The following is a 25,171-nucleotide window of genomic DNA, read 5'->3' on the forward strand; positions in this document are numbered from 1 at the left end:
CACGCTGGCGTGGATCTCCCATCGCACCCTCCAGGTTCTCATGACCTTACCTCAGCGCTCTCCACTTCTCCCGGGGAAGTCCACCTGGCGCTGGGTCGAGACCCGAGCGTAAACGGCTATCTGCATGACGGCTTTCCTCCGCGAGGCCCTGCGGAGCGCAATCCAGGATGACCGGGCCAGTGCCCAGTTGCAGAAGCAACTGATACGCCCGATCCCACCGGCGCTGCGCCGTTGGATGGCTGACCACCCGCCGGCTGACGGTCCAGGGCTGCTGCCGTTTCATGACTCACTCCGAGAGGGCAAGACCCTCTCAAAATGGCGCCCCCGCCGGTCCCCACTGAATGATCAGTACCTCGAGGCCCTCGTCGCCACGGCAGAGCTAGCCGTCCCTCCCGCGTCAGGCAAAATTTGTCGTTTGTGAATAGGCCGTCTACAGCGTCTTGCGTGGGCCGTACTCGGCAGGCGCATCGCGCCAGCGCAGCCCGTTGCGGATGACGTGGATGATGCCGCTGACGACCCGCTGGTCGTCCACCCGCGGCACGCCATGGGAGAGCGGAAGGTAGTGCGCGATCCGCTCGATCTGTGTCTTTGTGAGCCAGAACAGGTCAGCCATGGCAGCACCTCCGGCCACCATGGAATCACAGCAGGATCAAAGCGCAAGGCGGCTACTACTAGGTCCTGAGCCTAGTGGGTTAGAACCGGCTTGCCCTGTATCAAGAGTGCCGCTTCTCCTCACATCGGCTCGATAGTGAATGGCGGCGCCGAGAATCCTATGTCATGGCAGCAGGAGAAGCCGCCGCGCCGGACTGCGAAGCCAGCGGTATTCTTCCTGCAACCTTGACGTCCATTCGCTGATCTTTCGCCTCGCGAAGCAACAAACTGGCGCTTGGGGGTTGGAACCAGCCAGGGGGAGTCAGCTTCCTCAAGCAATGCAGAGTAAACCGGTCCTCTCAACGGGGCCGACACGCCGCCTTCGTCCGGAGTTGAACCAGTTCCATGCATGATCAGAGATTGCGCCGTCCGTCGCTCCTCGGCCGGGTTTGCTCAGCCGAATACGCGGCATCCCTCATCAAGGACGGGATGACAGTGGGCATGAGTGGCTTCACGCGGGCTGGGGAAGCGAAGGCGGTGCCTCGGGCCATGGCGGAGCGTGCGGTCCACGATCCATTCAAGATCACCCTCATGACTGGGGCATCACTCGGGAATGACATCGACCGGCTCCTGACGGAAGCCGGCGTTCTTTCCCGTCGCCTTCCGTTCCAGGTGGACCCTGTCCTGCGCAGGGCCATCAATGACGGAAAAGTCCTCTTCATCGACCAGCACCTATCCGAAACAGTGGAAATGCTGCGCTCTCGCCAGTTAGGACCGATCGACTACGCTATTATCGAGGCTGTGGCGATCCGGGAGGATGGCGGCATCGTGCCAACCACCTCGGTTGGCAACAGCGCTACCTTTGCCATCCTCGCGGAGAAGGTGATCGTCGAGATCAACCTCACCCAGCCCCTCGCCCTAGAGGGGCTGCACGACATCTACATTCCAGGCCGCCGGCCCTATCGCGAGGCGGTGCCGGTCATGGCCTGCGACAGCCGGGCTGGCCTCCCCTATATCCCCATTGAACCCACCAAGATCGCGGCCATCGTCTTCACGGAGCAAAGCGACAGCCCCTCGGCCAATGAGCCGCCCGATGCGGTGACCGATACGATCGCCAGGCACCTCATCGACTTTCTGTCGCAGGAGGTAAAGCTGGGCCGGCTGGGCATGAGCCTTGCCCCCTTGCAGGCCGGAATCGGTACCATCGCGAATGCCGTGATGCACGGGCTGATCGACAGCCCCTTCCACGACCTGCTCATGTACAGCGAGGTTCTCCAGGACAGCACGATCGCGCTCTTCGATGCGGGCAAGCTCGTCTTCGCCTCGGGCTCCTCGATCACCCTGGGGCCGGAGATGACGCGGCGCTTCAACGAGAACCTGGAAGATTACAAGCACCGCATGGTGCTGCGCCCTCAGGAGATCAGCAACCATCCGGAAGTGATCCGGCGGCTGGGCATCATCGGCGTCAATACGGCGTTAGAATGCGACATCTACGGCAACGTCAATTCCACGCATGTGGATGGCACGCATATCATGAACGGGATCGGAGGCTCCGGCGACTTCGCGCGGAACGCCTATATGGCGGTCTTCGTGGCGCGCTCCACCGCCCGGGGTGGCGATATCTCCACGGTCGTGCCGATGGTGACGCACGTGGACCATAACGAACACGACGTGGACATCATCGTGACGGAACATGGCCTCGCCGACCTGCGCGGCCTGGCACCGCGTGAGCGGGCGCCGCTCATCATAAAATGTTGCGCGCATCCTGATTACCGTGACGCCCTCCGGGATTACGCGAGGCGGGCAGCCCGCGAGCGAGGTGGGCAGACGCCACACCTGCTGGAGGAGGCCTTCTCCTGGCATCTGCACCGGCGGAGGACAGGAAGTATGCGGGGCATCGGCGCCGCCTCCTCTCAGACCGGTCGGGAAAGTTGGACCGGACCCGTTCCGTAAGAATTAGGGCATTGCCAAGTTGAGCGGCAGTAGCCGGAGAGAGCGAGCTGGGCGAAGCTGGTCGGATGACACCAGGCCCTGGCACCTACCCTGGATACCGCTTCCCGGCGGAGATCATCAGCCACGCGGTCTGGCTGTATCACGTAGTCAGCCTGAGCCTGCGGGACGTGGAAACTGATCCTCGCCGAACGGGGCATCGCCGCCACCCACGAGAGCATCCGGAACCGGGGCCGAAAGTCCGGCTCAGAGTTCGCCCGAAAGCTGCGACGGCACCGGCCGAAGCCGGGCGACACCTGGCACCTCGATGGGGTGTTTTCTGCGCATCAATGGCGTGCTCCACTCTCTCTGACGAGCTGTGGACCAGCACGGCATGGTGCTGGACATCCTGGTTCAGGATCGACGGAATGGGAGTGCGGCCAAGCGTTCTTCAAGCGCCTGCTCGCAGGCCTGCATACAAGCCACGTCGGCTGGTCACGGACCGGTTGAAGAGCTACGGCGTGGCACAGCGCGCGCTCCTGCCTGAGGTGCGGCATCGGAGCAGCCGCTGCCTCAACAATCGCGCGGAGAACGCGCATCGGCCGACCCGGCGACGAGAGCAGCAGAGGCAACGGTTCAAGTCAGCCGGGCGGGCCCAGCGGTTCCTCTCGGCACACAGCATGATCTATGGCCATGTCCGCCCGCGCCGACACCTGGTAAGCGCCGGCGAGTACCGGCGCGCCCGGACCAGGGCCTGCCGGATCTGGCGGCAGGAAACCTGTGCCCAAGCGGCAGCCTGATCCTGCCGCACCCTCCGTCACACGGCCGAACTTGCCTTCTCGTCAAATAACTTGCCAATGCCCGATCCAAGCATTGACCTCGGGCGTGCTGGCCCCGGGCGCTGGCGGATAAGCTGCCGGGCAGGTGTACGCCGATCGCGAGCCCACCCAGCACCGCGGCGGAGCCGACAATGAAGTGGCGCCGTGCGCGATTGGGTTGAATGGTCATGGCAGCTCCTTCAGCCCGCCTGATCGCTGCTGTTGGCGGCGAGATGGATGGCGGCGCGCACCCGGTTGTAGGTGCCGCAACGGCAGGTATTCGTGATCTCTGCGCTGATGTCGTCGTCCGTTGGCTTCGGGTTCTGCTGCAGCAGCGCCGCGGCGGCGATCAGCATGCCGGCTTGGCAATAGCCGTATTGCGGCACGTCCAGGGCAAGCCAGGCCTTCTGCAGCGGGGTGGCTACCATCCGGCGAAAGGTCCTCGATGGTGACGATGTTCTGGTTGGGCTCCACCCCGCCCACCAGCGTGACGCAGGAGCGCATGGGCATGCCGTCGATATGCACGGTGCAGGCACCGCATTGGGCCATGCCGCAGCCGAACTTGGTGCCTGTGAGCCCGATCTGCTCACGGATCACCCAGAGCAGCGGGGTGTCGGGGTCGACATCGACGTCCCGGACCTGACCGTTGATCATCAAATGCGGCATGTTCGGCTCCTTGCTTCGGGCAGGTAGATCAAGGACCGGGAGCCTGCGCCGGAAGGCAGCGACAGGTCCTGTGCTACGATCGATAGCGCTGGATGTGGTGCGACGCGGCAGACCCTAGCCGGTTGCTGTCGCAGAAATTTGCCCCGATGACCCTTGTTTGCCGCAAACTGTCGCAGCGCGTGGTTCTGGCAAATGTTGATACAGTTCACCTGATCCAGGCTGCAGTCTGGGTTTGCGTGCCGGAGGGCAGTGCCTCGACCATGCTGCCTGAGCAGGGCCCTGGCGGCCAACATACCACGGCACTTCCTGGTACCGGACGAGAGCCGGCCGGTCAGAAGCGGATCGCGATCCGGAGGCTCACCAGCAGGGCTCCCGCGCAGCGGGATGCAGGAACCACTGCAAGCCGGTCCGCGGTTGCAACGGCCGGACAGAAGAGCAATACCGTAATTGGCCTTAATCCAGCATCTCATGGTCGCGCTGTGAGCGTGTGCCGTCACCCGACACGGCCAGATCCCGGTCCAGCCGTCGTGGCAAAGGAGTAAGCCGCGCCACCACCGGACAAGCTGATGGCCAATGCCACAGACTACCCCGAGGTGCCATGCATGAGGTCGCCGACCGCTTCCGCCACAGCGAACTCATGATCCATGGCCAGTTGGCCGACCCGGATAGCGGCGACGCCGTGCCAGGCACGTTCGATCCATGGTTCGTGCAATCGAAAGGTGGGGAGGGGGCCCCGGCGGTGCTGAGCGGTGCCAGGTTGCCGGTCAGCGGCGGGGTCAATCCAGCTTGCGCTCCGCCTCCCCCCGAGAGGCCTGAAGGGGAGCACTCTCCCGCTGTACCTCTACCGGCGCGGTGAACACATAACCCAAGCCTCGCTCCGTACGGATCAACGAGGGCTGGGATACATCCTGCTCCAGCTTCCTGCGCAGCCGCAGGATCGTGACGTCGATGCTGCGGTCGTAGACGTCCTGATCGCTCCCGCGGCTGGCCGCTAGAAGCTGGTCCCGGCTCAGGATCTGCTGCGGCGCCCGCAGGAAGGCGTGGAGGAGGTTGAACTCCCCTCGCGTCAGCCGCATCACCTCGCCATCCGGCGCCGTCAGGCGGCGGGTGTTCAGGTCGAGTTCCCAGTTCCCGAAGCGATAGCGGAGGTTGGTGCGGCGGGCCGCGCTCCGCCGGTCCGCGGCCTCGGCCCGCCGCAGGATGACCCGCACGCGGGCCAGCAGCTCCCGCAACCCGAAGGGTTTCGGCAGGTAGTCATCGGCACCGAGTTCCAGCCCGACGACCTTGTCGACCTCGTCGGTCCGGTGACCCGTGATGATGATCACCGGCGCGCTGGTCAGGGTGTTCAGGCTGCGGAGCAGTTCCAGCCCGTCCTCCCCGGCCAGTTGCAGGTCGAGGATGATCAGATCGACCGGCTCGGTGCGGACGGTCCGGACCATCTCCGCACCACTGGCCACTGCCGTCACCGCGAAGGCGTGGCCGGTCAGGTAGTCGCGGATCATCTGCCGCATGGAGGCGTCGTCGTCGACAATCAGGATATGCGCGGGGATCATGATCTGCCTCCGACACTCTGCGCGGGATGGTGGTGGGCGAGATGGCGCTCCAGCACCGCGCCCAGCGGCCGGAACTGGAGCGGCCTCAACACCACCTCGGCGATGCCGGCCGGCTTTCGCTGCAGCAGTTCCAGCCCACTCTCGGCGCCGGCCACGAGGATGACAGGCAGGTCGGGGCGCAGGCGGTGGGCCCGGCGCGCCAGCGCCACGGCGCCGCCACGGGCGTCCCCCGCCGCCAGAACAAGATCGAAGGTCGCCGGGCCGGCCTGCAGCCGGTCCCAGGCCGCGTCGGTGCTTCCGACCCCGACGGGCTCGTAGCCCAGCGCCGCCACCATCTCCTCGGCCAGAAGCCGTTGTTGCCGGTCAGGCTCCACCAGCAGGATCGTCTCGCCCGCACCTTTCGGCACGGCGCGCTCCGTGTGACCGGCCTGGCTTGGCGGCTCGGCCTCGATCAGCGGCAGGTAGACGGAGAAGGTGGTGCCGGCACCTACGTGGCTCCGGACGTCGAGGGCGCCGCCGTGATCGGCGACGATGCCATGGACCACGGCGAGGCCCAGCCCCGTGCCCTGCCCAGAACCCTTGGTGGTGAAGAAAGGCTCAAAGATGCGGGCAATCAGCGCAGCCGGAATCCCGCTGCCCGTATCCGTCACGGCCAGCCGGAAATACACGCCGGCAGGAAGCACGCCGTGCGAGAACGTGGCTGCCTCCCGCAACGGGACGATGCTGCAGGATACATCGATCACGCCCTCCGCGCTCATGGCCTGGGCGGCGTTGCGCCCCAGGTTCACCACGATCTGCCGCAGCCCAACGGCATCGCCGTTCACCACCGCCTCCGGCGCTGTCATCACCGGGCGGATCACCACCCCCTGGGGGAGCGAGACGCGGACCATCTCCAGGGCCTCCTTCACGACAGGCTGCGGCCGGAATGGCTCGCGCCGCCATGCGGGGGCGCGGCTGAAGGTCAGGATCTGGTCGACCACCGCCTTGGCCTGGGCGCCGCTTGTCAGGATCTGCGACACGTAGCGCCGCGCCGCGCTGCTGCGCTTCAGGGCATCGAGCGCGAGCTCGGCATGGCCGAGCATCGAGCCCAGGGCGTTGTTGAACTCATGCGCGATGCCGCCCGCGAGCGTGCCCAGTGCTTCCAGGCGCTCCGCATGCGTGAGGCGGGTCCTGAGGGCTTCCTGCTCCGCCGCGGCCTGTTCCCGCGCGAAGGTCGCGGCGAAGAGGTTGGCCAGCGTGTACAGCACGGTGGTATGCTGGTGCGTGCAGGCCATCGCCGCCCTTTCGCATTCCAGCGAGAGCATGCCGCGCGGGTGCTGCGGCGATCCGATCACGACCGCGATCCAGGACCGCAGGCCGAGCCGCCGGAGCAGCGCCCGGACCGGCCCGGGCGGTAGCCGGGCAACGTCCGGCACGATGGCGATCCCGGTCATGCCGACCTCCCGCGTCGGCCAGCCTTCCAGGATCCGCAGCAGTTCCGTGCCGGCCTCTCCCGGTGCGACACACTCGTGGTGCCATTCGTAACGACTGGCACCCTCTGCTCTGTCCTTGAGGATGATGCGGGCCCGTCCGGCGCCGAAATGCTCGCCGATCCCGGCAAGAGCCGGGCCGATGCTGTCGCCGAGCTGCCCCAGGGCCGGGTTCAGCAGCCCGGCCGATGTCTGCGCCACCAGTGTCTCCAGGGCAAGCCGGCGGCGCAGAAGCCGCGCGTGCCAGTCCAGGCGCAGCACCAGGAAAAGGGTGTAGGCCGCCAGCGCGATGGCGGCGCTGTAGAGCGCCAGCCGGAACAGCCTTGCGCGCGCGGATGTCTCCGCATAGGCCTGGAGATAAGCCTCGTGAAACCGTTGCGCCGGCTCCACCACCGGGCCTTCCTGCAGCGCCATAAGGCTGGCGTTGATTGCCGGCAGCGTCGATGCGATGAGGCGCGCATGCGCGATCAGCGTGGCGTAGCGCCCGGCATCCGGCAGCGCCGCGAGGCGGCGGGCTTCCGCGATCACCTCGGCCGGCAGGGTGGCCGAAGGGGTGCTCGCCAGGCGCAGGACGCTGGCGGCCAAGCGGATGATGCCGGTGGCGGCGGGATCGACCGGCCCGCCTTCCGGCGGGATGAGTTCACGCATGGCGCTTTCGAACACCCGCCGGGAGTTCTGCGCCAAGGCATTCTGGGTCTTGAAGCGTTCCAGGCGGTCGTCCTGCTCGTCCAACGCGGCCTGCAGGGCAGCGGTCTGGGGCCGCAGCTGCGGCACTTCCTGGCTGAGAAGCTCCGCCTGCTGCCTCAATGTTCCGCTGATCGCCGAGATCGCATCGTAATTCGTCAGCAGGCCCGTGCGGGCGCGCAGAACATCACGCTGAAGTGAGGCGTTCATCAGGTCGATCGTGCGGAGGGCGGCCAGCACCCGCTCGTGCCGCGCCTCGTCCGGCATGCCCGCGCCCTGCAGCAGAAAGGTCAGCGCCCCCAGAACGCCCAAGAAGCACACCAGGAGGGTGCAGCGCATCATGGCGGGGGGACCTGGCCGGGGGCGGCGGGGATGGAGGACACCAGCGCCTTTCCCTGATAGGTTCCGGTCAGCGTCCGGAGAAAGGCGACGATCCGCGCCACCTCCCTGGAGGACAGTTCACGGCCGAGTTGCCGCCGGGCCATCACCCCCACGGCATTTTCCAGCAGCGGCTCCCGGCCATCATGGAAATAGGGCGCTGTTTCCGCGACGTTGCGGAGGCTGGGGACCCGGAACAGGTGGCGGTCCTCTTCCCGCCCCGTCAGCAGGTAGCGGCCGAGAGCGGCGGGCTGATCATCCTGCAGGCTCGGTTCGGCGGGAGGAAACACGCCAAAGCGCTGGAACAGGTTTCCGCCGACGTTCCGCCCCTGGTGGCAGGCGATGCAGCCGTAGTCGCGGAACAAAGCGAAGCCCTGCTTCGCTGTCTCGTCGATGGCCTTGGCATCACCCTTGAGGTAGCGGTCGAACGGTGCGTCGGGTGTGATGAGGGAGCGCTGGAACTGCACCAGCGCGTCCAGGATCACCTCGCGCTGCGGCTTCTGTCCATAGGCGGCCTGGAAGCCGCGCGGGTAGTTCGCGTCGGCCTGGAGGCGCGACAGGATCACCGGCCAGTTGCCGCCCATCAGATCCGGGTTCAGCAGAACCATCTCGCTCTGGTATTCAAGATCGCGCCGGTCCCCCCGCCAGTTCAGATAAGGATTGAGGACCGCGTTGAAGACCGAGGGCGTGTTGAAATCATGCCGTCTACCACTGGCACCGACAGGCCGCGCAACCCCATCGGCGCCGGCGTGGTCGAGCATGTGACAGGAACTGCAGGCCATGGTCTGCGGGCCTGAGAGGCGGGTATCCATGAACAGCATCCGCCCCAGTTCCAACTTGGGCCCGTCGAGTTCCGGCAGCGCGACGGGCGTGATCGCCTGTTGCTCAGCGAGCTTGCCTACCGCCGGGGCGGCAAGAAGCAGGAGGCCGAGTACCAGCGCGCGGCTGCGGCGTGTCATCTGACGGCCGAGCCGGCCGGTCCATCGGTCGATCATCCAAGATCCCTCACCACGCGGAGGCGGCTCCGCAGGTCAGCGGCCGGCCTGACCGACAAAACCGCGTCGCCGTGCAACAGGGCACAACGCCCCGCGATGCGCTTCGGGACAGATCTTAAGGGTTGGCGCTGGATGTTTCCATCCGCAGGCGGCGGTGTCCCTTCGTGCGATGCACGCCGGCTGCCTGTTCTGCCTTACGTTAGCAGACGAATCGGCCGGCCCGACGCGGGGCGCCCATGAGGATGTCACGAATTTCCCAGCTGCGATGGCGGATCTTGGTAGGAATCTAGTAGGAATCTATATTTGGCGCGCCCAGCCCCTCTTCAGGAGGGACCGTGCCATGACATCCGCACATTATCATATGGTCGAGAGGGTCGCGGCCGCGATCTCGGCGCGCATCCAACGGTGTTCAGGGTCGCGGTGGCGCCGTTCGTGCCAGATCAGAAACACCTCGTAGGTCGGCAGCTCCATCGGCACCTCCATCACCTGGAGTGGCAGCATGGCCGCAATCCGGGTGGCGACGCGGTGCGGCACTGTCAGCACCAGGTCGGTTTCCGCGATCATCATCGGCGCCGTCATGGCATTCGGCACCAGGATGGGGTCACGATCGGGCAGGTGCAGCCCCGCCAGGCTGTCATAGATCCTGCCGAAGCTGTCTTCAGACCCGGGGGCAATCACGGCGTGCCGCAGCGTCGCGAAACGCTCCGGCGTCCAGGGTTGCGACAGTGCCGGATGATCCTGCCGCAGCAGGCAGGCGAAGCGGTCATCATAAAGCTTGCGCCGGTAGGTGCCGGCCGGCGTGTCATGAATCTGGCCGATGGCAAAGTCGATCTCTCCCTGCTCCAGCCGCTTCAGCGCCCCGGCCAGCGATGAATCCACCACGACATCAAGGGCCGGCGCCCGTTCCCGCACGCGCGGCAGCAGGCGGGACAGCAGCACCAGCGCCTGATGGTCAGGCATGGCCAGGGTGATCTTGGAGCGCCAATCCTCGGGCGCAAGGCTGCGGCTGCCCAGCAGCTCCCGGATCTGCGCCAGGATCGGCGGCAGCGCGCTGGCCAGCCGCTCGGCCCGGGGTGTCGGCACCAGTCCAGTGGAGCTGCGCACCAGCAGGTCGTCGCCGAGCATGCCGCGCAGCCGGGCCAGGGACCGGCTCATCGCCGGCTGGCTGAGCCCGACGCGATGGCCGGCATGGGTGACGTTGCGGCACTCCAGCAGGGCGTCCAGCGCCACCAGCAGGTTCAGGTCAAAGGCCGCCAGGTTGATCTCGGCACGGCTCCGCGCGGTGGTGGTCAGGGGCGGCGCCGCCATTTGCGCCGGATCGATCCGGCTCGCAGTATGAGACATAGGTCCCCCGTTTCGAACACCAGCCCCGTGAGAGGCATGGCCGGTCCTTTGCCTCGTTTATGTTGAGGTGTGATTTCAACCGGCGGCCGCTCGGTTACGCCTGAAACAGAACGTGCCGCGGCGCATGCCGGCATACCCGCTTCGCATGGGGGCCATGGCCGGTTCGTCCGGCACAGTTGTCGGCCTCCAGGACCATGCCTGAACGGGTGCCCCATGATCTCACCTTTCCTGGCTTACGATGCCACGGCCGTCTCCAGCGCCGGGGCGGTGAGGCGGCATAACGAGGACGCCTTCCTTCTCCGCTCCGTCGACGGGCTGTGGGTGCTGTCGGACGGCATGGGCGGGCATGCGCGCGGCGACCTGGCCAGCCGGCGCATTGTCGATGCCCTGGCCGGCGACCGCCTGCCAGCCCCGGTGACGACGGAGGCCGTGCAGGCCCGACTCGCCGATGCGCATGCCGAGCTGCTGGCCGTGGCTGCGAGGCTCGGCGGCAACGTGGTGGTGGGGGGCACGGTGGTGGCGGTGCTGATCCGCGACCGGCTGCTCACCTGCCTCTGGGCCGGCGACAGCCGCCTTTACCGGCTACGCCAGGGAGAGCTGAGGCAATTGACCCGCGACCATTCGGAGGTGCAGGCGCTGGTGGACCGCGGCCTGCTTTCGGCGCGGGAGGCGCGGTACCACCCGGGGGCGCATGTTGTCACCCGCGCCGTGGGAGCGCCCCAAGGCCTGGTGTTGGACCGCATCTGCCAGCCGTTGCGACCGGGCGACGTGTTCCTGCTGTGCAGCGACGGGCTGACCGGCGTGGTGGCGGAAGGCGAGATCGCCGCCATCCTGGCCGCGCCGCCCGGCCAGGACCGCGCGGCGGCGCTGCTGAACCTCGCCCTGCACCGCGGTGCGCCCGACAACGTGACCGTGATCCTGCTGCACGAGACAGGCTTCTGAAGGCGGCCGCCCCGGGGCTCCCCTGCCAGGGAGATGGATCGCCATGGCAGGCGGACAGGCCGGAGCGGGCCGGGGTTAGGGCTGCCGGCGCAGAAAGGCCTCGCGCTCCGCCGGCGTCTCGATGTGCCGCGCCATCGTCTGCCACAGCGCCGCCAGTGAGGTCGCCTGTTCCGCGCCGCGCCGCACCAGCAGCCCCGCGACCGGGCCCAGATGCAATGCCAGCGCCTGCCGCAACTGTTCCAGCTCCGCCGGCGTCCAGGCGGCGGGCCGGGCCGGGCCGGCGAGGGCCAGGGCGTTGCGCGCTTCGCGGCTGAAGCGCTCGCGGGCTTCGCCGGACTCGATGGCGCGCGCCAGGCTGGCGCAGAGCGCATCCATGTCCTCATCCTGCCGCACCGCTTCCCGCATCAGGTAGCCGGCGATGGGGCCGACATAGCGGGCCAGGATCTGCTGCAGGTCGCGCAGCGTGCCTTGCGGCAGCGGGGTCCGCCCCTGTGCCTGGCTGGTCGACGGGGCAGGCGCCAGGCGCGTCTCGTCGGCATTCGGCGCGGGGGGAAGGGAAGGTGAGGCCGGCAGGCCCGGGCAGGCGCGCAGCGCCGCCGCCATCTCCGCCGCCGAGGCGAAGCGCGTATCCCGGGCCTTGCCCAGCGCCCGCGCGACAATGGCGCGCAGCGTTTCCGGCAGTTCGGGGCTGGCCGGAGGCAGCGGCCGCGGCGGCGCGTCCAGCAGGGCCTGCATCACCTTGTCCGGTGTTCCCGGGCCGAAAGGCCGTTCTCCCGACAGCATCTCCTGCAACAGGATACCCACCGAGAAGAGATCGCTGCGCGCGTCCAGCGCCTCGCCGCGGCACTGTTCGGGCGACATATGGCTGGGCGTGCCAGCCAGCGCGCCGGTGGCCCCGGCGGAGACCAGGCGGGCGATGCCGAAATCGGACACCCTTGCCCGCCCGTCGCGGCCGAGGAGGATGTTCGAAGGCTTGATGTCGCGGTGGATGATGCCCTGCGCATGCGCCGCCTGCAGCGCGTCCAGAACCTGCAATGTCACCGCCACGGCGGCGGCGGCGGCGAACCGCCCACCGGCCTGCCGCAGCGTGGTGGCCAGATCCTCCCCCTCGACATACTCCATCACCAGAAAGGGCTGGCCCTCGTGCAGCGCCGCGTCGAACAGGCCGACGATGTTGGGATGCTGGCAGCGCCCCGCCGCCCGCGCCTCGTCACGGAACAGCGCCAGGGCGGCGTCGCCGTCGCGCCCGCCCAGCAGCGACGGGTGGATCAGCTTGATGGCGACGCTGCGGTCGATGACGGGATCATGCGCGCGATAAACCACACCCATGCCGCCGCGCCCCAGAAGGCTGCGGGGGCGGTAGCGGCCGATGCGTGCGGGTATCTCGCTCATGGTGGCTCACGGCTCCAGCAGCCTCATCGCGTTGGCGAAGCTGCGGCGCATGCGGTTGAAGGACTCGGTCAGGGAGGCGATCTCGTCGCGGCCGGAAACCGGCAGCTCCGGCGCGGCCATGTCGCCCAGGCTGACCTCGTTGGCGGCCGTGGAGATGCGGCGGACACGGCGCACGACGGCCAGGTGCAGCAGCAGGTTCAGCAGCACGGTCATCAGCAGGAACACGGCGCCCAGCCCCAACATCACGGTGCGGAAGGTGCCTGCCGCGCGCTGCAGCGCCACCTGCATCGGCACCGAGATGATCTGCGCGCCCACGGTTTCCCCCATCTCCCAGCCAAAACCGTTGGAAGGGCCGTAAAGGTCGACCATGGCGGCGGGCGCCGCCTGTGGCGTCGAATGGCATTCCAGGCAGGCGCGGTCCTCCACCCGGATGGGGCGGGAGATGGACAGGATCGGCCCGTTGGGCGAGGCGCGCTGGCTGATATGTTCCTGCAGCGCCGGGTTGCCCCGGAACAGCGCGATGATCTCGGCCTGCCAGTCCGTCGGCCGGTCCGCCGGATTGGTCGGGTTGAGTGCCGGCATGCGGACGCTGTAATCGGGAAAAAGCTTTTGCAGCGCGCTGAAGTTGGTATGCGCCGCCCAGAAGGGCACGGATTGCGGCAGGAACTGTTCGCGGGATTGCTCGGCCAGCAACGGCGCGATCTCGCGCGCCGTGTAGTCGCTGATGACGGCGGCCTGGCCGGCCATGATGCTGGCCTGCTGCAGCACCTCGCGCACCGCTTCCCGCTGCGTGAGGCGGTAGGATAGCAGGCCCGCGATCAGTAGCCCGGCCAGGAAGGTGAACCCCATGGCCAGGTTGAACTTCATCCGCAGCCCCATCAGACCGCCCCCGCCCGCTGCTGAGTGGAAAGCAGGCGGCGTGCCTGGTCCGGCGTCAGCAGCCCGGTGGGCGCCACGCCCGTCTCGCGCTGGTAGCGGCGGATCGCCGCCCGCGCCCCGGGGCCGAAGACGCCATCCAGCAGCCCGTCATAATACCCAAGCCGCCGCAGGACATCCTGGATGAAGCGGCGCTGTGCCAGGTTGGTCGGCGGTTCGGGCGAAATTGCGGCAGCGGCCGGGGGCGGCAGTGCAGGTGGGGCAGGCGGCTCCGCCGCGGGTGGCGCGGGAGGGTCTGCTGCCGGCGGGGGCGCGGGGGCCTCGGCCGACGGCGCCGGAGCAATGGGCGCCGCGGCCGCGGGGGCGGCGGGCGCTTCCGGCAGGGCCGGTGGCTGAAGGGCGGCCAGTGGCAGCGGGCCGGCTGGCGGTTTGGGCACGGGCACGGCCGGCGCGTGCAGGACCAGCGTCAAGCCGGGGCGCGGGGCGAGTTGCTGGCGCAGGGCGGCCGACAGGTCGACCATGGGCGAGCCGCCATCGGGAATCAGGGTGCGGAGGCTGCCGGCCAGCGGCGCCGGCCCTGTTTCGGGCGCCGGCTCCGGCAGGGCGACCGCCAGACCCACCCGGCTGCTCGTCCGGCTCACCGCGTCCTGCCAGGCGGCCGCGTCCCCGGCCGGGCCGGTCATGGCATCGACCAGCATCAGCGCATCCCCTTCGTCGGGCCGGTCCAGGGCCTCGGCCAGCCGGCTGGCCAGGATGCCCTGGCTGATCGCGTCGGAGGGCCGCTGCACCCGGGCCGTGACGGGCAGCAGAAAGGCCCGGCCACCGGAGGCCACGGCACGGGTGCAGAGATAGGCCACCGCCTGCGCGCCTGGCGCCCGGTCCAGGGCTTGGCCCAGGGCGCGGAAAGCGGCCGCCATCTCGCCATGGCTGAGGTCCTCGCGCAGTGTCACCGCATAGCCGCGTGCCTCCAGCGTCTGCGCCGCCAGCCGGGCGGAGGTGGCGCAGGCGGGCAGGGGCGGGGCCTCGGCATAGGCGGCATTGCCGATCACCAGGGCCAGGCGCGGCGGCGGCGCGGTTTCGGCCAGGGCGGGCGCCGCGCCCAGAAGCAGGGCGGCAGCCGCCAGGCGACATCTGGTCACGTGTCTCGGGCTCCTGTGCGTGGGCGCGGAAGGCGCCGCCCTCCATGAACCGCATCCGGCACCGCGCTGGCGTATGCGGATCTGCCATGCCGGGATGCCGGCGGTGGATGCCGCCGCCCTGAGGTCAGGCATTCTTGTAGCGCTTCTTCAGCTCCTCCATATCGGGCAACTGGCCCAACGACGGCGTGTTCCAGGCCAACGCCACGGCCTGCTCCCGCAGGATCGCGCGGTGGTGGATCATCAGCCGCAGGTTGCGCCGTGCGACTTCCAGCCCGTCATGCGGCAGCAATGCCGTGTTGTCGTTGTGGCTGACCGGCGTGCGGCCGTTGTGCATCAGTTCCCGTGTGCCGAGCCTCTGCGTGAAGTAGGCCACATCGCGCCGGGCGAGGTCATGCGCCACGTCGGGGATCAGGGCTTCCTGCCATGGCGCATCCAGCAGCCGGCTCCCGAAGTGGTCGTTCTTGCGCAGCGTCCCGCTGGCCAACTGAGTCGCCTCCTCGTTGATGCTGTGCCGGTAGCCCTGCAACATGGCATTGTACCGCAGGTTGAGCTGATCTGGGGTGGCCAGGGCATGGAAGCGCACATCCATGTCGGCGAAGCCTTCCAGGAAGGCCTCGTTCGCCTCTCTGAACGCCGGGTTGCTGAAGGCGTCGCAGATCCGCTGGAAGCCTTCGCCGAAGCTGCCCGCGAACTCGTGGGCCAACCCCTCGGTCTGCGCCTGCAGTTCGCCATTCTCCTTTTTCAGGAAGACGAAATTGTCCGTCACCGTTGACGTCTGCACGCCGCTCGGGAAATCCAGACGGTCATGCTGAGCAACGGGTACGTTGTATTGCTTCTCCATGCCACGGCTTAGCGCCATGCTCAGCAGGGTTTTGTCCAACTGGCGCTTGGCGTAGCTTTTCACCTCATCATCGCTGGCTGTCACGGGGTCGAAGCCAGCGGGTGGCTCCGCCTTGCTGCCAAAGGCGATCTCCAGATCGGTCAGCACCGGCAGGCCGTCTCGGACCAGCAGATTGCCGTGGTGCAGATCCTCGATGCCGCAGAGGAAGGCCAGCCCGGCCAACTGGCCGGCACAGCGGTAGAAGGCCTCCGCCGCCGGTCGGTCCAGCACGCAGTCCTGCGGGCGGCCGTGCTCCACGAACTCCACCCAGCCATAGTGGCTGTCCTGGGCGTCCTGCCTGGCGAGGAAACCATAGGTCGGCAGCAGGGTGATGTTCTGGGCCACCTGGCTTTCCACCTGCTGCTCTCCGGCCTGCGGGTCCTTCTGCAACAGCCGGCGCCGCTCGGCGGCCATCATCAGGTCGTTGGCGCGCTCCGACAGGCTGGTGGCGCGCTCCGACAGGCTGGCCCCGTTACTCTGCTGGCCGGTCCGGCCGACGATCCTAGCATCGACCCGCACGTCGCGGGGCTTGTGCACGGCCTTGAGTGGTCTGCCGTCGGGCCCCTTGAACGTCAGGATCATCACGCGACGTCCACCGTTATGTGGGTCGCTGTCGGTCACGGCGATGTCGGTCAGGGCGCCCACGGCGGCGCCGCCGAATAGGGCGGGGCCCATGTCCTCCCTGTCCGCCTTCACACGGCCCAGGACCTCCAGAATGGAGGCTTGGAAATTGTCAGCCTCCAGATCGATGCGCTCCTGCAGCCTTGGCGCACGGTCGGAAAGCGGCCTCCCGTTCTTCCGGAGCAACTCCTCCATATGGGCGGCGTAGGATTTATCGGCCGGCCATCCCGGCTGCCCGTCCTGACAGTAAAGGGCCATGGCGACCAACGGGTCGATCTGCTTGGTCAGGATGCCGGCCAGCTTTACGAACACTGCCGCCTGCTGGTCCGGCTCCACCACGCTCGTCAGGGGCAGCTCGATGGCCTTCAGCACCTTTACCACCGACGCCTTGAACAGGGCGGCGCGCAGCGGCTCGGGCTGCGGCATGTCAAAGAGCATCAGTTCGTACCGCGCTGTGTCGATGGTGCCCTGCAGCGCGTCTCTCCGGCCTTTGGTCGGCAATCGCGACTGGCAGTCCTTCAGCTTTCGCTGCCATTCCTCCAGCAGCGCACGCTGCTCTGCCGCCATCTGCGCTGACAGACCGGTCTGCGCGGCGGCCTCCGGTGCTCCGCCCGGCGGCCGTCGCAGCAGGGGGGAGCATATGACGGGTTCCAGCGCGCGCAGCGTAGCTGCCGCCCACTTGGGGTCCCCGGATTTCAGGAACGCCTCCGCGTCTTCGAGTTTCTTCCGCGCCATATTCAAATCAAGGCGTGGATGCAGGTCGAATAACAGGTTCAAGTGCCGCTGTACCCAGTCACGCTTACGCTCATGTGTGGCTGTGCTGCCAGGCATCGCGATTCTCCGGTTCATGCCGCAAGGGCGGTGGCAAGGCTGGCCAGCGCGACCGAAAGCCGCGCCTGCACCTCCACGGTTTTGAAGGGGTTATCGTCAATGGCGGTCAGGAAAGGATCGCCATCCACATAGCTCCTGTGGCGGGCGACGATCTCCCCGGCCTCGCCCTGGCGTACCAGCCGCTCCGGCCCGGCGGCATTTGTCGCCTCGTCCAGCTTGTCCCGCAGTGCGGTACCCAGGGTCGCCATCACCTCATCGAGCTTCCGCACGCGGCGCACGAGGTCCTCGTACTCCGGCTCCCCGGCGAAATCCTGCAGGATCGCCTGCTCCAGCGCCTGCAGGTCGGCCGCGGCGGCATCGCGGGCGGCAACCCAATCCTGCCGCAGCTTTGCGTAGGGAACGGCCGGCTCCTGCAGGCTGTCCAGCTGTGCCTGAAGGGCGGCAAGCTGCTGCTCCGCTATCACCGCGTCGCCAGCCTTGTCGGCGGCCAGAAAACCGGCGGCGAGGGCTGTCAGCGCGCCGCGCTGGCCGGGGTGGCGCTGCATCGCCTGTCGAAAGGCCGGCATGGTTCGCTCCATGGCGGCTTTCAGCGCTGCGAGCGTGGCCTGCGGCGCTGCCACGGTCTCTTCCGCCGGTGGTGTTTCCTCCGGGGCAGACGGCTCCTCTGCCGGCTGCCCGGCAGCGGCGGCCGAGCTGGGCTCAGCCGGGCTAGGTGGCGCCTCACCATCCCCGGCGTCGGCGGCCTGTTCCGCCAAATCGGCGCCGCTGACTGCTGCCCGGGCCGGCGACTCCTCATCTTCCCCGGCCTCGGCGGCCTCTTCCGCCAGAGCGGCACCGCTGACCGCCCCCCAGACCGGCGACAGGCCGAAGCCGGTGCGGAAATAATCGCGCAGCCGCTTCTCCACCACGCCCTCGGCGGCCGCGCTGTCGACCAGCAGCGTCTCGCTATCCAGCCGCAGAAAGCCCTGGGCGACCAGCCGGGAGCCGGTCTTCTCACCCTTGCGCAGGGCGGGCTGCCCGGCCCAGGTGGCATCCTTCAAATCGCCCTTCAGGCCGCCCGGGCTGGATGTGCGCCGGGCGTGGAACAGGGTGATGCGCGGTGCGATCTCGACGCAGCAGAAGGCTAGCGTGGCGCCGCTCCCGATGCGGGTGAGGTATTTCTGCGCGTGCTTGCGATCGTGGATCATGGACATGGAGGCGGGGTCCTCTCGGGTCTGGAAAGGGCGGAGGGGATCAGATGTCGCGGTCCCATTCGGCCGCGTCCGGCCGCGCCGGCGCCGCCACCGACCAGCCGTGCTGCGGCCAGGCGCCGTCGAGCAGCGCCGCGAAGGCGGCGGGAGGAACCAGGCCCTGGGTCAGCGCGACCCCCGGCGCCAGATGCGGCGCGCCGGTGGTGCACCAGAGCCCGTACGGGCCATCGGGCGGCGCGGCCGGGGCGCCCGCCAGCGCGGCCAGGGCCGCCGGCGCCGCCGAAAGGGCGGGGAGCGGCACCCAATGCCCGGCGCCCTCCACCGCCCGGGGCGGCAGCCGGCACGGGGCGGCGGCGGGGGGCGGCAGGCGCTCGCCCAGCCGAAGCGGGTCGAAGCCGCCCTCCAGCGCCCGCAGCGCCTGCGCCTCGGCGGCGGCAAAGAAGGCGCCGCTGCCCACCAGCAGGGCCAGGAGGTCGGCCTTGCCGTCGAGCTGCCGGCCCAGCATCAGCGGAAAGCAGCGGCCCACCGCGTCCATGCTCGGCATCAGCACGCCGATCAGCGGCAGCGGGCCGCAGACGCCGCCACTGAGCACGAAGCGCCAAAGGGGCGCGGCGAGGTAGCAGGCTTCCCAGGCCGCGCCCAGCCGCGCCTGACTGGCCGACAGGGCCTGCTGCAGCCAGCTGTCCCAGCCGGCGAGAACCGCCGGGGGCAGGCCGGCGGCGATGAAGTCGGCCCGTGCCGGCACCTTGCCGTGAAAGCCGGCCGGGGCCGCCGGCCAGGAGGACAGGAGGACCATGCCGATCACAGGCTCTGCGGGCAGCGGAAGCTGGCGAGCAGACTGCGGGCAAAGGGGTTCGTGGCGCCGTCCGCCGTCAGGATGAACACCGCCTGGCGGCCGCCCGCGGCGATCTGCAGCTCCAGCGCGTCCCGGCCGCGCGGCCGCAGTGTGGCATCGTCCAGCAGGCGGAACAGCGCCCAGCCGCCGCGCTCGCTGGCCGCCGTGACCGGCCCTTCCGGGCCGACAAAGGTGACGGCGGCGGCCCCGGTCCCCTCGGCACCGGGCCAGCGGATGCGCCGGGCCTCGGCATCGCCGGGGCGGAATTCCAGCCGGCGGCCGTCCAGTTCCACCATTACGGCCTGCACGGCCGGGTCGGCCTGGACCAGGGCCAGGGAGAAACCGAGGGAGGGCCGGCTGCCACCGTCCTGGAACAGGCTGTCGCGGATGGCGGCGGCGCGCTCGAACTGCGCCAGGGCTGGGCGGGACAGGCGCAGCTCGGCCCGGCCGCCGGCGCGCGGGGTCCAGGGGCTGCGGCCGGTCTCGACCAGCCCCTTCAGGTTGGCGGTGAAGAAGCCGTCGATCAGCCCGTCCCGGCCGAACAGCCGGCCGAAATCGCCCAGCGGGATCTCGGATGTCGCGGCGGGGGCGAAGGGGTAGCGTCCCTCGGCCAGGCGCTGGCAGGCCTGGCCGGGGCCGCCGCGCCACAATTCGCCCAGTTGTTGCCGGGCGTCGTTGGCCGAAAGGTCGGCGCCGGCGCGGCTGACGCCCAGGATCCACTGGTCGATGGGTGGCGGCAGGCCGGCGGCGCGGCGCTCGATCTGCGACAGGGCGGCGGCCGCCTGCGCGCTCTGCCGCGCCGGGTCGCTGGCGCTGCCTTGCAGGTCGCTGATCGAGCGGTAAAGGCGGTCGAGGTCACGGATGGTGTCGTCCACCGGCGCCTGCGCACCGGCCTGGCTGTTGGGCGGCACCTCGACCAGTTGCCGCAGCGGCCGGAAATGCTCGGCGGTGTAGCGGGCGGCGAGGCCTTCCGGCGTGTCGGCCGCTGGCGGCGGGGGGGCCGGCTGCCCTGGCGCGGCGCCGGGCTCGGCAGGCGGCTGGCCCAGCGCCGTTTCCCGCGCCGCGGCCACCAGCAGCAGGCGGATGGGGGAGGTGGGCGCGGCCAGGATGTTCAGCACCCGCAGCGCATCCCCGACATCGCGGATCGGCACCACGGCGATGTCGCCGATCAGCTGGTCCCAGCGCAGGCTGAAATCCTGCAGGTACAGCGCGGTGGCGTCCTGTTGCAGTTGCCGCAGCACGGCTCGCTGCGCCGCCGGGCCGGTGTCCTCCTCCGGCGCGGGCGGGATTACCACCCAGCGGTCCTCGGCCTGCGCCTGGGCCACGCGAGGTAGCAGGCGGAGAAAGGTGTCGCGGAAGCCGGCCTGGGTGAACAGGCCGGGAATGCCCGCCACCAGCGGCTGGCCGGAGCGCCGCCGCAGCGCCACCTCGGCGCCGGGGCCGGCGAAATCCGCCACCCGCCAGGCAGGCAGCCGCGTCGCCTCGGGGCTGGTGAGAATGCTGTCCAGCACCAGCCGGGGCAGCGACACCTTCTGCAGCGTGGCGCGCACCTGCTCGATCAGCGGGCCGTTGAGGCCGACCGGGGCCAGCGGCTGCTCCAGCAGCGCGTTCAGGTGGTCCAGCAGCGCCTGGCGGGTCGCGGCCTGGTCCTCGCCGGGGAAGGTGGCGTTCCAGTCGGCCGTCATCCAGCCGCGCACCGCCTGCCGCCGCAACGGCCCTTGCTGCCCCAGCATCAGGTAGACCTTGAGGGGCTCGTAGAGCGCCGCCGGGTCTTCCCGGCGCTCCGCCAGCACCGCTTCCAGCCGCAGCAGCAGCCGCGGCAGCAGGACGGCGTTGAGGGCGCGGCGATAGGCCGCCCCGGCCTCGGCGCCCAGCTTGGCGCTCTGGTCGAGGCCGGGCAGCGGCCCGCCGCCCACATCCTGCGCCAGCCCGGCCGAAAGGGTCCGCAGCCGCGTCAGCAGCGGCAGCACCGGGCGTGGGTCATCGCTGTCCACCCGCTCCAGCCCCAGTTCCTGCGCTTGGGTGGCAAAGCCGGCGGCCTCGGCGCGCACGGATTCCACCAGCCCGGTATTGCGCAGGAAGCCCATCGCCTCCAGCACGCCGCCAACCAGCAGCACCAGGCTCGCGGCGACGGCCAGCGCCAGCCGCAACCGGGTCCGGCGGCGCGCGGCGGCCGGGTTCCGCACAACCAGTCCGGCCTCGGGAAAGATCACGTCGTGCAGGAGCTGGCGCAGGAAATAGCTGCGCCGCTGCCCCGCGAAGCTGGCGGGCGGCCGCCCCGCGACGGCGAAGGTGCGGGCCATGGCCTCCGTCACGCGGTCCAGCGGCGTGCCGGCCTGGGTGCCGCTGACAAAGTAAACGCCGCGCAGCAGCAGCGGGTCCTCGAAGGAATTGGGGGCGAAGGCGTCGGTCAGGAACTGCTGGATCAGGCCCCTGAGGCTCGCCACCTGCTGGGGAAAGCCAAACACCATGGCGCGGCGCTGGATGTCGCCCTCGCGCTGCATGCGCTCCATCAGCCGGTCGTCCAGGCGCCGCACCAGGGCATCGAACTCGCCGCCGAAATCGGCGGCGTGGCCGCCGGCGGGCTCCGGCTCATCATGCGGGAAGGTGACGCCCCAGACGGCGCCGCGCTCCTCCCGCCCGAGATCGTCGAAGAACTCGACAAAGCCGGCGATCAGGTCGAACTTGGTCAGCAGCACATAGACCGGCAACCGCAGCCCCAGCTCGCCGTACAATTCGCTGATGCGCTGGCGGACACGGCGGGCATGGTCCTGCCGCAGCGCCTCGGGCGCCGCAGTCAGCGTGTCGATCCCGATGGCGATGATGACGCCGTTCAGCGGCTGGCGGCGGCGGAAGCGGCGCAGCAGGCGCAGGAAGCCCAGCCAGGCCGCCTTGTCGCGCTCCGCGGCGCTGTCCTGCGTCATGTAGCGACCGGCGGTGTCGATCAGCACGGCATCGTCGGTGAACCACCAGTCGCAGTTGCGCGTGCCACCGATGCCGCTCAGCGCCGCCTGCCCGAAATGCTCGGCCAGCGGGAAGGTCAGACCGGACTGGGTGATGGCGGTGGTCTTGCCCGAGCCGGGCGGGCCGATCACCACGTACCAGGGCAGCTGGTACAGCCAGCGCCGCCCGCCCGCCCCGGCGAAGCGCCGCTTGCGCAGCACCTGCAGCGCCGTGCGGAAGCGCTGGGTGACGAGTTGCAGCTCCTGCCGCGCGGCGGCGTCCTCGTCCGGCGCAGCCTCGCCGGCCCGGCCCGCACCGCCCAGCGCCTCGCTGACCCGCCCCTGGATGGCGTTGCCGATCTGCTGCCGCGCCAGCAGCACGGCGCCTAGGCCTGCCGGCACCAGCAGAACCGCCACAGCCCGGCTGGGCAGGCTTTCCAGCGGCGCCGTGCCCCAGACATTCAGTGCCGGGCCCCAGACCAGGATCAGCGCGGCCAGCACGGCCATGCCGAGCAGAACAAAGGGCAGCTTCGACAGAAGGGTGGCTTTCAGGATCTGCATGGTGGGTCCCTGGATGTTCAGGCCGGCTTGCGGATCAGGAACTCGATCCGCCGGTTCTGCCGCCGCCCTTCCTCGGTCTCGTTAGGGGCGACGGGCTCGGCGGCACCACGGCCTTCGGTGCGCAGCCGGCCGGGGTCCCGCATGCGGCTGGCGGTGATGCCGGCGACGGCCTGGGCGCGGGCGAGCGAAAGCTGGAAGTTGGACGGAAAGGCAACGGTGCGGATCGGGGTTGAGTCGGTATGGCCCGCGATCAGCACCTCGCCGGGCTCGTCGTTCAGCGCCTCGCCGATGCGCTCGAACAGCGGCACGAAGCGTTTCTCCACCGCGGCGCGGCCGGAGTTGAAGATGCCGGCGCCGCGAATGGTCACGGTGATGCTTTGCGCCGTTTCCGTGACCGTGACGAGGCCCTCGCGGATCTCGGGCTCCAGGAAGCGGCGGATCGCGGCGCTGTCGCGCGGCGGCGGGGCCGGCGGCGGCGGCGCGGTGCGGGCCAGGGTGACGGCGCCACGGGGCGGCAGGCTGCCCAGCTCCGCGAAGGCGATGTCGGACCGCGCGTTCAGCACCAGCAGCAGCACGCCATGCACAAGCGCCAGGCCGCCCAGCGTGACCAGCGCCATCACCCAGCCCGGCACCGCCGGGCCCAGCCGCCGCGCAACCGCCACGCCGCGCCAGCGGAGGGACAGGTCGCGCTCGAAGCCGCCGCGCGCGGCGCGGATCAGGCCATGCAGGTCCGCCCGCAGCGTGGTCAGCTCGGTGGCGCCGCGCGGGCTCAGCCGCAGCCGGCCCTCGAAGCCCAGGCTGAGGCAGCAGTAGAGCAGTTCCAGCAGATCGACATGCAGGGCGGGGTCACGCTTGAGCTGTGCCACCAGGTCGAAGAAGCGGTCGCCGCCCCAGGTCTCGCTGAACAGCGTGCCGACCATGCTGCGCCGCGTCCACAGGCTGCGGCTGCCCCAGGGCGTGTTCAGCACGATGTCGTCGATGGTGGCGGCCAGCGCGTAGCGGGCGGCGCGGACGGAGCGCGCCGCCAGGCCCAGCGGCACGATGCGGCGCTCGAAGGCCTCGATCTCCATCAGCACGCGGCTGCGCAGGCCCTCAACATCGGCGTGGCCGAGGCTCTGCCGAAGCTGCACGCAGAGCGTCAGCAGCGGTGCCGCCGCGATCATCAGCGGGCAGAGCCGCCCGGGCACGATGGTGTTCCAGAACGGGTCCGCCGCGCCGGTGGCCGGTTGCAGCCGGCCGCCAGGGTTCAGCAGCGTCGCCGGCGCAGGCTCCGGTGCGCCGCCGGGCACCATGCCCGGGGTGAAGATGGTCTCGTCATCCGGCATGGCCGTGCTCCTCACGCGCATCCGGCCGGGCTTGCGCGGGATCGCCGCTGAGGACCTCGCGCATGTCGGCGTCGAGGCTGGCGACGACCTCCGGATAGGCCTGTTGGTAGGCGGCCCAGCGGGCGGCATCCCAGGCGAAGGGCAGCGGTCGCGCCCAGAAGGGCGGGGAGGCCACGATCGCCTCCGGCGCCAGCCGGGCGCACAGGCTGGCCAGCGCGGACTGGGTGGCGGAGAGCAGGGCCAGCTGGTGCGAGCGGATGCCCTCGAAAGCTTCCCGTACCGCTTCCTCTCCCGCCAGGAGGCCCGGCACCTCCGGCGCCAGCAGCAGCGCCAGCGCCTCCTGCGGCGCCGTGGAGAATTTGAGCGGGTTGTTGTCGGAACGGGCGATCATCGTGCGTTCCAGCCCGAATTCCCGCTTCGCAAGGCTGCGGATTGCCAGCAGTGCGTGTAGCTCCGCCACCATGCCGGCCAACAGGCGTCCGGCCTGCGCCATCAGCGCGACCGGATCGGCGGCGTGCCCGGGCTCCAGGCCGCAGGCGGCCAGGAACGCCGCCACGGCCGCCTGGTCCGGGCCGGGCTTCGGCACCGGCTCCGCCGCCACGACGGGAGGCGGGCTGGGGGCGGGCGTGCTGGCCTCCGCTGGCGAGGATGACAGGGCGCTCAGTTCCCCGACCAGATCCCAGTCGTCGGGAATGGGCTCGCCGGTCATGCGGGGTTGCACGAAGAGGCCGGCCTCCGCCGGCAGGTGGTCGGCGAAGGCGGCGGATTCAGCCGGTGGCACCGCGCCGGGTTGCGCGGGCGGAAACAGCGCGGAGACTTCCTCGGGCTCCGGCAGCGCCGTGGGGGCGGGGGCCTCGTCCCAGCCGGCCAGGGGGCCGCCCGGCGGCAGTGGCTCCGCCGATGCCGTGGCGGCGACCACGGTGATCCGGACCTCGCCTAGCCGGATCACGTCCCCGGCGGAGACGGGCACCGCCGCAGCCGGGCCGACCGGCTCTGCCGCGTCGTTGAGGAAGGTGCCGTTGCGGCTGTGGTCGATCAGCCGGAAGCGCCCGTCCAGCAGCGCCAACTCGCAATGGCGCTTGGAGATGGTGCGGCTGTCATCCGGCAGCACCAAGTCGTTCTCGCCGGTCCGGCCGATGGTCGCGCCGCCCTCGGCCTCGAACAGCGCGGGTGCCTCGCCAGCACCTTCCACGCGCAGCACCAGGCCCAT

General features: G+C 69.7%; 15 protein-coding genes and 3 pseudogenes. 3 read left to right on the forward strand and 15 right to left on the reverse strand.

Features of this window, described 5'->3' with window-relative positions; all coding sequences use genetic code 11:
* Window positions 1-433: 433 nt before the first annotated feature.
* A pseudogene (locus tag EBE87_RS22725) lies at window positions 434-613 on the reverse strand (transposase); the annotation flags it as partial.
* A gap of 383 nt (window positions 614-996) precedes the next feature.
* On the opposite strand from EBE87_RS22725, the gene EBE87_RS22730 reads away from it, so the two are divergent.
* The gene (locus EBE87_RS22730) at window positions 997-2,544 is read left to right on the forward strand and encodes an acetyl-CoA hydrolase/transferase family protein (RefSeq protein WP_122140126.1); all 1,548 of its coding nucleotides are present in this window, start codon (window positions 997-999) and stop codon (window positions 2,542-2,544) included.
* A 65-nt stretch (window positions 2,545-2,609) separates the two neighbouring features.
* A pseudogene (locus EBE87_RS22735) lies at window positions 2,610-3,320 on the forward strand (IS6 family transposase).
* A 218-nt stretch (window positions 3,321-3,538) separates the two neighbouring features.
* On the opposite strand, the pseudogene EBE87_RS22740 reads toward EBE87_RS22735, so the two are convergent.
* From EBE87_RS22740 to EBE87_RS22760, 5 genes and pseudogenes are all read right to left on the reverse strand, one after another.
* A pseudogene (locus tag EBE87_RS22740) lies at window positions 3,539-4,004 on the reverse strand ((2Fe-2S)-binding protein).
* A 776-nt stretch (window positions 4,005-4,780) separates the two neighbouring features.
* Entirely contained in the window at window positions 4,781-5,557 is a 777-nt protein-coding gene (locus EBE87_RS22745) for a response regulator (protein ID WP_122140127.1), read from the reverse strand.
* Window positions 5,554-8,052, reverse strand: coding sequence for a DAHL domain-containing protein (locus tag EBE87_RS22750; protein WP_122140128.1), 2,499 nt, complete (start codon window positions 8,050-8,052; stop codon window positions 5,554-5,556). Before EBE87_RS22750 ends, EBE87_RS22745 begins: the two co-directional genes overlap by 4 nt.
* Window positions 8,049-9,083, reverse strand: a complete 1,035-nt coding sequence (locus EBE87_RS22755; RefSeq protein WP_122140129.1) for a cytochrome-c peroxidase — start codon at window positions 9,081-9,083, stop codon at window positions 8,049-8,051. The genes EBE87_RS22750 and EBE87_RS22755 overlap by 4 nt, the downstream gene beginning before the upstream one ends.
* A gap of 357 nt (window positions 9,084-9,440) precedes the next feature.
* Window positions 9,441-10,391 (reverse strand): LysR family transcriptional regulator, encoded by a 951-nt coding sequence (locus EBE87_RS22760; protein ID WP_122140130.1) that lies wholly within the window; start codon window positions 10,389-10,391, stop codon window positions 9,441-9,443.
* A 249-nt stretch (window positions 10,392-10,640) separates the two neighbouring features.
* Here EBE87_RS22760 and EBE87_RS22765 point away from each other — a divergent pair, with 249 nt between their 5' ends.
* The gene (locus tag EBE87_RS22765) at window positions 10,641-11,369 is read left to right on the forward strand and encodes a PP2C family protein-serine/threonine phosphatase (RefSeq protein WP_122140131.1); all 729 of its coding nucleotides are present in this window, start codon (window positions 10,641-10,643) and stop codon (window positions 11,367-11,369) included.
* Window positions 11,370-11,444: 75 nt separating this feature from the next.
* On the opposite strand, the gene EBE87_RS22770 is transcribed toward EBE87_RS22765, so the two are convergent.
* The 9 genes from EBE87_RS22770 to tagH all read right to left on the reverse strand — a co-directional run bounded on the left by EBE87_RS22770 (window position 11,445) and on the right by tagH (window position 25,171).
* The gene (locus EBE87_RS22770; protein ID WP_122140132.1) at window positions 11,445-12,761 is read right to left on the reverse strand and encodes a serine/threonine-protein kinase; all 1,317 of its coding nucleotides are present in this window, start codon (window positions 12,759-12,761) and stop codon (window positions 11,445-11,447) included.
* A gap of 6 nt (window positions 12,762-12,767) precedes the next feature.
* On the reverse strand, window positions 12,768-13,628 hold the full coding sequence (locus EBE87_RS22775) for a c-type heme family protein (protein WP_233560160.1): 861 nt from the start codon (window positions 13,626-13,628) through the stop codon (window positions 12,768-12,770).
* Between the two features lie 11 nt (window positions 13,629-13,639).
* On the reverse strand, window positions 13,640-14,776 hold the full coding sequence (locus EBE87_RS22780) for a peptidoglycan-binding protein (protein WP_158611666.1): 1,137 nt from the start codon (window positions 14,774-14,776) through the stop codon (window positions 13,640-13,642).
* Window positions 14,777-14,900: 124 nt separating this feature from the next.
* Window positions 14,901-17,012, reverse strand: coding sequence for a DUF4135 domain-containing protein (locus EBE87_RS22785; protein ID WP_122140135.1), 2,112 nt, complete (start codon window positions 17,010-17,012; stop codon window positions 14,901-14,903).
* Between the two features lie 110 nt (window positions 17,013-17,122).
* A complete protein-coding gene (locus tag EBE87_RS22790) occupies window positions 17,123-18,301 on the reverse strand; it encodes a hypothetical protein (protein ID WP_122140136.1) in 1,179 nt (392 codons plus the stop codon).
* 40 nt (window positions 18,302-18,341) lie between these two features.
* Window positions 18,342-19,094, reverse strand: coding sequence for a type VI secretion system-associated protein TagF (gene tagF, locus EBE87_RS22795; RefSeq protein WP_147465045.1), 753 nt, complete (start codon window positions 19,092-19,094; stop codon window positions 18,342-18,344).
* A gap of 5 nt (window positions 19,095-19,099) precedes the next feature.
* On the reverse strand, window positions 19,100-22,636 hold the full coding sequence (gene tssM, locus EBE87_RS22800; protein WP_122140138.1) for a type VI secretion system membrane subunit TssM: 3,537 nt from the start codon (window positions 22,634-22,636) through the stop codon (window positions 19,100-19,102).
* A 17-nt stretch (window positions 22,637-22,653) separates the two neighbouring features.
* A complete protein-coding gene (gene tssL, locus EBE87_RS22805) occupies window positions 22,654-23,961 on the reverse strand; it encodes a type VI secretion system protein TssL, long form (protein ID WP_199726508.1) in 1,308 nt (435 codons plus the stop codon).
* Window positions 23,951-25,171, reverse strand: coding sequence for a type VI secretion system-associated FHA domain protein TagH (tagH, locus tag EBE87_RS22810; protein WP_122140139.1), 1,221 nt, complete (start codon window positions 25,169-25,171; stop codon window positions 23,951-23,953). Before tagH ends, tssL begins: the two co-directional genes overlap by 11 nt.

It is taken from the genome of Teichococcus wenyumeiae (genome assembly GCF_003696345.1).
GTDB classification, from domain to species: domain Bacteria; phylum Pseudomonadota; class Alphaproteobacteria; order Acetobacterales; family Acetobacteraceae; genus Pseudoroseomonas; species Pseudoroseomonas wenyumeiae.